General features: G+C 61.5%; 10 protein-coding genes and 1 tRNA gene. 2 read left to right on the top strand and 9 right to left on the bottom strand.

The annotated features are described in order from the left end of the window. Positions 1–35 precede the first annotated feature (35 nt). From ABI_RS01165 to aroA, 9 genes are all read right to left on the bottom strand, one after another. Positions 36–449, bottom strand: a complete 414-nt coding sequence (locus ABI_RS01165; protein ID WP_006270966.1) for a VOC family protein — start codon at positions 447–449, stop codon at positions 36–38. Positions 450–506: 57 nt separating this feature from the next. Further along, positions 507–1,781 (bottom strand): RNA polymerase sigma factor, encoded by a 1,275-nt coding sequence (locus ABI_RS01160; RefSeq protein WP_006270965.1) that lies wholly within the window; start codon positions 1,779–1,781, stop codon positions 507–509. Further along, positions 1,778–2,149 (bottom strand): YciI family protein, encoded by a 372-nt coding sequence (locus ABI_RS01155; RefSeq protein WP_006270964.1) that lies wholly within the window; start codon positions 2,147–2,149, stop codon positions 1,778–1,780. Before ABI_RS01155 ends, ABI_RS01160 begins: the two co-directional genes overlap by 4 nt. A gap of 172 nt (positions 2,150–2,321) precedes the next feature. Next, complete coding sequence (rpsA, locus tag ABI_RS01150; RefSeq protein ID WP_006270963.1) at positions 2,322–4,010, bottom strand: 30S ribosomal protein S1; 1,689 nt, start codon at positions 4,008–4,010, stop codon at positions 2,322–2,324. Between the two features lie 228 nt (positions 4,011–4,238). Further along, positions 4,239–4,862: a (d)CMP kinase gene (gene cmk, locus ABI_RS01145; RefSeq protein ID WP_006270962.1), complete on the bottom strand. Its 624-nt coding sequence runs from the start codon at positions 4,860–4,862 to the stop codon at positions 4,239–4,241. A 42-nt stretch (positions 4,863–4,904) separates the two neighbouring features. After that, positions 4,905–5,321 carry a type II toxin-antitoxin system VapC family toxin gene (locus ABI_RS01140; protein WP_006270961.1) on the bottom strand — a complete coding sequence of 139 codons (417 nt, stop codon included), beginning with the start codon at positions 5,319–5,321 and terminating at the stop codon, positions 4,905–4,907. Beyond that, positions 5,318–5,551, bottom strand: coding sequence for a type II toxin-antitoxin system Phd/YefM family antitoxin (locus ABI_RS01135; RefSeq protein ID WP_157138666.1), 234 nt, complete (start codon positions 5,549–5,551; stop codon positions 5,318–5,320). The genes ABI_RS01140 and ABI_RS01135 overlap by 4 nt, the downstream gene beginning before the upstream one ends. A 60-nt stretch (positions 5,552–5,611) precedes the next feature. Then, positions 5,612–5,974, bottom strand: coding sequence for a VOC family protein (locus ABI_RS01130; protein ID WP_006270959.1), 363 nt, complete (start codon positions 5,972–5,974; stop codon positions 5,612–5,614). 50 nt (positions 5,975–6,024) lie between these two features. Continuing rightward, complete coding sequence (gene aroA / locus ABI_RS01125; RefSeq protein WP_006270958.1) at positions 6,025–7,290, bottom strand: 3-phosphoshikimate 1-carboxyvinyltransferase; 1,266 nt, start codon at positions 7,288–7,290, stop codon at positions 6,025–6,027. A 159-nt stretch (positions 7,291–7,449) separates the two neighbouring features. Here aroA and ABI_RS01120 point away from each other — a divergent pair, with 159 nt between their 5' ends. Continuing rightward, positions 7,450–7,941, top strand: coding sequence for a TIGR02300 family protein (locus tag ABI_RS01120; RefSeq protein WP_006270957.1), 492 nt, complete (start codon positions 7,450–7,452; stop codon positions 7,939–7,941). 261 nt (positions 7,942–8,202) lie between these two features. Beyond that, a tRNA-Ala gene (locus ABI_RS01115) sits at positions 8,203–8,278 on the top strand. Positions 8,279–8,311 lie beyond the last annotated feature (33 nt).

Below are 8,311 nucleotides of genomic sequence, written 5' to 3'. Positions count from 1 at the left end.
TCACCGTAGGTTGGAATAACCTGAGTTTTGGGGGCTTAGCCCTGCTTCTGCGGTTCGTTGAAGGCCCAGTGGACGCCATAGGGGTCCTTCATGGCGCCGTAACGGTCGCCCCAGAATTCGAGTTTTAGCGGCGAGGTCACCTCACAGCCGGCCTCAACCGCGCGGTTCCACCACGGATCGACGGCCTCGTCAACGATGGTCATGGTGAAGCTGTGTGACGGCTGGTGAGGATAGCCGTATTCCGGGAAGGCGTCGGCGACCATGATCGAGCCGCCATGAATCTTCAGATGGCAGTGCATCAACCGGCCGTCTTCGGTCGGCATGCGACGCAGTACTTCTGCGCCGAAAGCTTTCTTGTAGAATTCGACGGCGTCGTTGGCGCCGACAACATTGATATAGGCAATCACGCCATTGAACAGGGCCGGATCGATAGTGGGCGTGTCGGTCATCGGGATATCCTCCGTAAGGGTTGGTACTAGCTAAGGACGAAGCGTACACACCCGACCCTACACATCGCGCGAAAAATTTCTGTCAGCAGGAAACTCAGCCGCCAACTGGTCGAGCTGGCGGCGGATATGGGCGGCCTCGGACAGGGTCTTGCTGCAGGCAATGGCGCGGATGAAGGCTTCGCGCGCGGCGCCGACGTCGCCCATCTGGCGTGAAAACATACCGACGGCGCCATGATAGTAATAGTAGCCGTCCAGCGCTTCAGCCAGGGGTGCGATCAGGTCAAGCGCCGCCTGGGAACCGTCGATCTTCGCCAAAGCAACGGCGCGGTTGAGCGTCACAACGGGCGAAGGCTGCATCTGTTCGAGGGTGCGGTATAGCCGCTCGATCTGGGCCCAATCGGTGTCGTCCGGCGTTGCAGCGCGGGCATGAATGGCAGCGATGGCCGCCTGGACCTGGAAGGCGCCGGGCTGGCGGTGCCGAATGGCCTTGTCGATCAGGGCGATACCCTCGGCGATAGCGCGCTGGTCCCACAGGCTGCGATCCTGCTGGTCGAGCAGCACGGCCTCGCCATTACCGTCGAAACGGGCCGCGGCTCGGGAATTCTGGAGCAGCAGCAGGGCGGTCAGCCCCATGATTTCGGGTTCTGCGGGGAAGAGCCGCATCAGGAGCCGCGCCAGGCGGATAGCTTCGTCGCACAGGGGGGCGCGGGCCTCGGTTTCCTTGGCGTTGCCGGTATAGCCTTCGTTGAAGACCAGGTAGATCATGGTGGCGACCGCATAGACGCGATCGGCGCGTTCAGCCGGGCTGGGCACACCATAGGGGACGTCGCTCTGCGCGATACGAGCCTTGGCGCGGGTGATGCGTTGTTCCATGGCCTTTTCGCCGGTGAAGAAGGCGCGGGCGATCTGTGGGACGCTTAGGCCGCAGACGATGCGCAGGGCCAGGGTCACCTGGTGCACGGGCGGAAGGTCGGGGTGTGAGCAGACGAACAGAAGACGCAGGACGTCGTCGCGATAATCGCCGGTGTCCAGCCGTTCGACGAGGTCGGCTTCGGCGTCATCCAGGTCGGACAGGGTCTCTTCGGGCGGCAGTTCGGTCTGTTTCGAGTGACGCCGGACGTAGTCCAGGGCGGCATTGCGCCCGACCATGATCAGCCAGGCGGTCGGGTCGCGCGGCGGCCCCTTGACCGGCCAGGTCTTGAGTGCGCGCAGGGCGGCGTCCTGGAAGGCGTCTTCCGCAAGGTCAAGGCTGCGAAAATAGCGCAGCAACGCAGCGACGGCTTGGGGCCGGGCGGCTGTGATGGCGGTGCCTGTCCAGTCGGGATCGATCATGGCGTACGTCTGTCGGGGATAAAGATCATCATGGGTCGGATTTCAAAACAGCCGGCCGAGCCGGAGGCGGCGGCCAGGTCCTTGGCGGCTTCGATGGCCTCGTCCAGCGTGTCGCACTCGACGGTGTAGAAGCCCAGCAGCTGTTCCTTGGTTTCGGCAAAGGGGCCGTCGAGGACCAGGGTGTCGCGGCCTTTGCGCAGGGAGACGGCGGCGGTGGTCGGCATCAGTCGCGCCACGGGTCCCATCTTCCTTTCGGCCACCAGCCGGTCCTGAACGGCGCCGAGATCGTGCATGACCTGGGCGTCCTTCTCCTTGGACCAGGCGCAGATGACCTCTTCGGAGTCATAGCAGAGAATGGCGTAGTGCATGGTGGCGTCCCGGTGCTTGGTTAAAAGACGGGTGACTTTGCCTGTTCCCTACATTGACGCAATAAAAAAAGCCGGAACCTTGCGGATCCGGCTTCTTATCTCTTAGACCGTTATCGCTTGAACGCGTTCAGCGCTATCGCGATTCCGGGTGCAGGGGCTGCGCCCCTGCGTCTTAGGACCCTGCCTTGTCGCGCAGGGCAGCGCCCAGGATGTCACCCAGCGAAGCGCCGGAATCCTGCGAACCGTACTGTTCGATGGCTTCCTTTTCGGCTGCCATTTCCAGGGCCTTGATCGATACGGAGACCTTGCGGGCCGCCTTGTCGACGTTGGTGACCTGGGCGTCGATACGGTCGCCGACGGCGAAGCGTTCAACGCGCTGTTCGTTGCGATCGCGCGACAGGTCCGACTTGCGGACGAAGGCCGACATCGGGGCTTCGTCTTCGCCGAACTTGACTTCGATGCCGCCGGTCGTGACTTCGGTCACGGTCACGGTGACGGTCTGGCCCTTCTTGAAGGTGTCGCCAGTCATCGGATCGTTGCCGAGTTGCTTGATGCCCAGCGAGATACGTTCCTTGTCGACGTCGACGTCCAGAACCTTGGAGCGGACGGCGTCGCCCTTCTTGTACTTGGCGATGGCTTCTTCGCCCGGGACGTTCCAGTCCAGGTCGGAGAGGTGCACCATACCGTCGATGTCGTTTTCGAAGCCGACGAACAGGCCGAATTCGGTGGCGTTCTTGACTTCGCCTTCGATGGTTGAACCGATCGGGTGCTGACGCAGGAACTGATCCCAGGGATTTTCCTGAGCCTGCTTCAGGCCCAGCGACACGCGGCGCTTGGAAGCGTCGACTTCCAGGACGACAACTTCAACCTCTTGCGAGGTGGAGACGATCTTGCCCGGATGGACGTTCTTCTTGGTCCAGGACATTTCCGACACGTGGACCAGGCCTTCGACGCCCGATTCCAGCTCGACGAAAGCGCCGTAGTCGGTGATGTTGGTAATACGGCCCGAGAACTTGCCGCCGACCGGATACTTGGTGTCGACGTTTTCCCACGGGTCGCTCTGCAGCTGCTTCATGCCCAGCGAGATACGTTGCGTGTCCGGATTGATCTTGATGATCTGGACGCGGACCGCGTCGCCGACGTTAAGCACTTGCGACGGATGCGAAACGCGCTTCCACGACATGTCGGTGACGTGCAGCAGGCCATCGATGCCGCCCAGGTCGACGAACGCACCGTAGTCGGTGATGTTCTTGACGACGCCGTCGCGGATCTCGCCCTCGGCCAGTTGGCCAACCAGTTCGGTGCGCTGCTCGGCGCGGGCTTCTTCGAGGATGGCACGGCGCGAAACAACGATATTGCCGCGCGGACGGTCCATCTTCAGGATGGCGAAAGGCTGTTCCTTGCCCATCAGAGGCGCGACGTCGCGGACCGGACGGATATCGACCTGCGAACCCGGCAGGAAGCCCGAAGCGCCGTCCATGTCGACGGTGAAGCCACCCTTGACGCGGCCGACGATGGTACCCAGGACCGGTTCACCACGGTTGAAGATGGCTTCCAGACGGGTCCAAGCTTCTTCACGGCGGGCCTTCTCACGCGAGATGACGGCTTCGCCCATCGCGTTCTCGACGCGCTCGAGGTAAACTTCGACTGTGTTGCCGACCTTCAGGCCGGCAGCGTCCGCTCCGAATTCCTTCAGCGAGACGCGGCCTTCGGTCTTCAGACCGACGTCGACCGTAACATAGTCCTTGTCAACAGCGACGATCAGGCCGTGGATGACCTGGCCTTCGAGCATGTCGCGGCCGTGCATCGACTCGTCGAGCAGGGCAGCAAAATCTTCACGCGAGGGGTTGTATTCGCTCATGTAAACTCTTGGTGTGTGGGCGCGTGTCCGGCAAACCATGGTCCCGGCGGTCCTGTGTGAGGCACAAGGACGTAGGGTGTTCGCGCGGGGGTGCGGCTTTGGATTTTCAAAAGGATGTTTGGGAGGCAGGCTTAATGCCGGGCCCCAAGGGGTTGACTGCGGGCCCTAAAAGACCCCGGTGACGTCCCTGTTGTGCTTGCCTCAATGGACCGATGTTGGAATTTGGCGTCAGTTGTCGCCACACCGGTCTTTCACAAGGGATCGCGCAGCCGCGATGGCGGCTTCTATACCCAAGTCGGAGGTATCCAGCAAGAGGGCATCGCCAGCTTTTTCAAGGGGTGCGTCGGCCCGACCGGAGTCGCGGGCGTCACGGATGCGGATATCGCTTAGGACTTCGTCGAAGGTCAGGGCCGGGTTGAGCTTGACCAGTTGTTTCCAGCGGCGTTCGGCGCGGATTTCCGGGGTGGCGGTAACGAAGAGTTTGACTGTGGCATCGGGGGCGATAACGGTGCCGATATCGCGGCCGTCGAGGACGGCACCCGACGGTTGGTGGGCGAAGTCGATCTGAAACTGTTTCAGCGCGGCGCGCACGGCGGGAATGGCGGCGACCTGGCTGGCGCGCTCGCCGGCTTCGCGACCGCGCAAGGCTTCGTCATTGAGCAATTCGGGGGTGATGCGCTGGGCGGCTTGAGCCGGATCGATGCCGAGGACGTGCGCCAGGTGGCCGGCGGCGCGGTACAGCAGGCCGGTATCGAGGAAGGGCAGGCTGTAGTCGGCGGCGATCACCGAGGCCAGGGTGCCCTTGCCGGAAGCGGCCGGCCCGTCGAAGGCGATGATAAGCGGTTGGGTCATGGGGCGCCTGTAGCGCGGCGACGGCGGTGCTGCAAGAGCTCCTCAGCCGGCAGACACAGCCTGGACATGGCCTGCCTGCGCATAGGCCAAGATTGCATTGTCTTCGGTCACCAGCAAAGCATTCAGGTGGCGAGCGGAAGCAACGATCATGCGGTCGGCGGGATCGGCGTGAAAGTCACCCGGCAAACGGTTGCTGGCCACCGAAATCTCCGGCGATAAGGGTACGACGGCGACGCCAAAGCCTTTCACGGCCGCGTCGATCCAATCTCCCACATCCATAGGCAAGGCTAGGCGGCCCTTTGCGGTCAACATCGCAATTTCCCACGGTGTTATGGCCACAATGCCGAGTTCATCGCGATCGGCCGCTTTTTGAATCAGGTCTCGTTTTGTCGGAGAAAGGCGATCAATGCCCTGCATGAGCCACACGAGGACGTGGGTGTCGAGCAGGACAAAACTCACTTGGCTGCGTCCCATTCAACATCGATAGGCGAAATAATGTCACCCTCGTAGTAGACGCTACCTTTCAAAGCACCGAACAGCGGGCGTTTCGGCTCGATAGGCACCAGACGCGCAACAGGCTTACCGTGTTTGGTAATCGTAAGCGGTTGACGTGTCTCGGCGACCTGATCCAGCAGCTTCAGGCACTTGGCCTTGAAATCCCCGGCGCCAATCGAAGTTGAGTCGTCCATTTTCATGCCCATAGTCATGCACCATGGTCATAATAACATATCAGCGTGGAAAAACCAGTTCTAACCGGTGGCCGGGTCTGGCTGCCACAGCTCGATCGGATTGCCTTCCGGATCGTGGATGCGTGCAAAGCGTCCGACGCCCGGCATGTCCCATTCCGGCTTGGTGATCACCTCGATGCCAGCCTCGCGCAACGTGGCCAGCATTCCGTCCAGGTCGTCGACGCGCAGGTTCAGCATCCACTGATGGTCCGCGGCGAAATAATCCGTATCGGCTTTGAACGGCGCGAACACGCTGGGCCCCGACTGGGTTTGCCACATGCCGTACTCCCCGGCGCCGACGCCGAGATGCTTGGCGTACCAGGCGCTTAAGGCGCCCGTATCCCTGGCGCGAAAGAAAAAGCCGCCGATGCCTGTCACTGCCATGTTCGCCTCCGGGATACAAACCGGACTCATGCTTATCAGAGTCGCACAGGTCAGTCGAAGGTCATTTCAACCCCGACGCTTTGCAGATCACGCCAGTAGCCGGGATAGGTCTTGGCCGTGCAGCCGGGATCGAGGATACGCACTCCGTTAATAACCAGGGCAGCCTGCGCAAAGGCCATGGCGATGCGGTGATCATGGTAGGTCTCGATATCGGCTTCGACTGTGCGGCCGATCAGGCTGCGGTCGGGCGTAATCAGCAGGTCGTCACCGATCTCTTGCGCCAGGCCAGGCTGGATACGGTTCAGTTCGGTGGCGACGGCATTGATGCGGTCGCATTCCTTGACGCGCAGATTGGCGATGCCGACGAACCGGACGGGGTGGTGGTTGAAGGCGGCCAGGACGGCGATGGTCGGGATGGCGTCCTGCATCTGGCTGCCGTCGATGACCGCCGGCAGGTTTGGGAACTGACGGATGAAGTCATAGGCCTTGGCGTCCGGCTGCATCATGGCCTCGGGCGCAATGCCGATGTCCAGATGAGCCCCGGTCAAGGCATTGATCCCCCAGACATAGGTTGCGGCGCTGGCGTCGGGCTCGACCCAGTAGTCGCGCGCCTGGTAAGGCCGGTTGGCGATATCCCAGCTCAATGGGCCGGTCTGGGTGATCTGCGCGCCAAAATCGCGCATGCAGGTGAGTGTGATGTCAATATAGCCGCGGGCGCCGATATCGCCATCCTTGACCTTAAGGCTAAACGGCGCGTCGCCGGCGGTTCCCGCCATCATCAGCGCCGAGACATATTGGCTGGAGAGGCTGGCATCGACCTCGATCGCGCGGGTTTGAAAACCACCGTTGCCGTGAACGGTGACGGGAGGACAGCCGGTCGGGGCCTGCGCTGTGACGCCGGCGGCGTTCAAGGCTTCGACCAGCGGCGCGATCGGCCGCTTCTGCATATGGGCGTCGCCGGTCAGTACCGTGGTGCCGGCGACATTGGCCGCCGCGGCGGTGAGGAAGCGAACGGCGGTACCGGCATTGCCGAGAAACAGGGGTGTTTCGGACGGCGTCAGAGTGCCGGTGCTCTCGACCAGAAATTCGGTGTCGCCGGTATCACTGACGGTGACGCCCAACTGTTCCAGGGCGCGGGCCATATAGGTCGTGTCGTCGCTTTTGAGCGCGCCAGTGATGCGGCTGCTGCCCTGGGCGAGGGCGGCAATCAGCAGGACCCGGTTGGTGATCGATTTCGATCCCGGCAGAGCGATCCGTCCGCTGAGTGTCTTGGAGACAGGAACAAGTTTTACGGCTTTTGGCGAGTCAGGGATCATAAACAACGTCGGCAGACTGGTCCGGGCGCGGACCGCGAGAAACCCCGCCCAAGAAAATTTGAAGCCGGGGCGGATTTAACCTTTTGACAGGAGGCCTTACTAGTGGCAAGGGCACCAATCGCAAACGCTTTTTTCTATCCTGACTGATAAGGACGACCCGTGGCTGATCCCGCCTTAGGCACCAAACAGATTTGCCCCAACTGTACCGCCAAGTTTTACGACCTGGGCAAACGCCCGGCGCACTGCCCGCGCTGCGCATTCGAATTCGACCCCGAAGAAGCTATCCGCACGCGCCGTTCGCGCGTCCGCACGACAGCACCTGACTATGAAGATACAGACGAAGAAGCCGAAGATCAGGTGAAGGCCAAGGTCCAGGCGGAAGACGAAGACGAAGAGCCTGAAGTCATCACGCCGGAAATCGACGAAGTGGTGGTGGACGACACCCTGCTGGTTGACGAAGACGAAGACCTCGACCCGGCCGATCCGGCCCGTGTCGGTGCCGGCGCCGATGCCGTCGACATGGATATCGAAGACGCCGACCTGGTCGACGATGCCGATGACGACGATGTCCCGTTCCTGGAAGACGACGATGACGCCGATTTCGACGAAGAAATCGACGGCCTGCCAGGCGCAGACGACGAAGACCGCTAAAAACTGTAGGCGAAAGCGCGAGGCTGACCTGCACAGGACCGCCTCGCGCATTTCAAAACAGGCTTAAAACCTTGAAGGCCGTCGGTTCATCCGGCGGCTTTTTTGCGTCTGATGACTGCATGGGGCAGCGTGGATGACGGGCTGAGACTGTGCGCAAAAAAATCGAAAAATGTTTGAAAAAGGGGCTTGCATGGCATCGAACCATGACATAGAAGTCGCCGCCTCAACCGGGGCAACCCTGTTGTGACCATCCTTAAAGATGGGGCTATAGCTCAGTTGGTAGAGCGCTTGAATGGCATTCAAGAGGTCAGCGGTTCGACTCCGCTTAGCTCCACCATTAAAAAAGCCCCGTTCGGTCGGCGTTTTATTG

It is taken from the genome of Asticcacaulis biprosthecium C19 (genome assembly GCF_000204015.1).
Lineage (GTDB): Bacteria > Pseudomonadota > Alphaproteobacteria > Caulobacterales > Caulobacteraceae > Asticcacaulis > Asticcacaulis biprosthecius.
Note: the sequence above shows the minus strand (reverse complement) of the source record. Positions and strands in the feature narration are given on the sequence as shown.